Annotated in this window: 1 pseudogene; it reads right to left on the minus strand. The window is 34.8% G+C overall.

From position 1 onward, the window contains the following. Positions 1 to 417: 417 nt before the first annotated feature. Positions 418 to 945: pseudogene (locus COE53_RS24195) on the minus strand (hypothetical protein); the annotation flags it as partial.

The raw sequence follows: 945 nt of genomic DNA on the forward strand, positions 1-945 counted from the left end.
ATTATTATTAGTGTAATTCCAGAAACAATAAAGAATAAGCAAAATAAAAAAAATCCAATATCCACTTTCATTTATCCCCTTAAATTTAACAATAATTGCTGTTAAAAAACTTCTTTTTTGAATTTATTATACCATTCCTTATTCAACTAAACTGCCATTTAGCTTAATAAAAAAATCGGCTACAAAGCCGATCATGTTGTTCAACTAAAGCATGAGTTAGTTGCATAACATAAGAAAATGTTGATGTAGTAAATGAGGTTATTTGTAGTACAAAAAAGGATAGAAATAGCAGATACTACTTCTGATTTCCTATCCTTCTTTTTGTTTTAAAATGTTCGACATTTAAAGTACACACGGATACTTTGTATAATGCTTTATTTTTAAGTTCTTTTTATAGAATGCATTTTCAAAGTCTAATTAAATAGCAGTAGAAGCAGCTACTCCATAAACTGCACTTTGTGTCAAGTTACCAATCAGGAATAAAGATAACGCATCATTTCTTGCAAGTGGGTTACCAGGAATATTAGTGGTCCATGTTACAGTTGCAGGTGCTGGTGCATAAGGGGTAGCATTGGAGAAAAGTACGGGCTGTGGCCCTACATCTGTCGGTCTAATGGAAAAAATAAAGGTTCCGGACATAACGGCTGTATTAGTAAACGTAATTGTAGATATTATATTTGCAACTGCGGGTGCCACTGCATTATTAATCACATTAACACATATTTGAAAAGTGTATGACCCAACTGGTAAGTTATTTATATTTACAGATGCTGTAAATCCGACTATGGTTCCTGTTGCTCCAATAGTAATAGGGATAGTTTGAGAAGTTGCACCAGGTGAACCGACTATACGCTGAAAACCCGTAGCCGTCCCTTCAAATACAAAAATTTTTGTGGAAGTTATCGGAGTTGGACCGGTTGGGCCTGTTGCTCCTGTCGCTCCAGC

It is taken from the genome of Bacillus sp. AFS029533 (assembly GCF_002585125.1).
GTDB classification, from domain to species: Bacteria; Bacillota; Bacilli; order Bacillales; family Bacillaceae_G; genus Gottfriedia; species Gottfriedia luciferensis_B.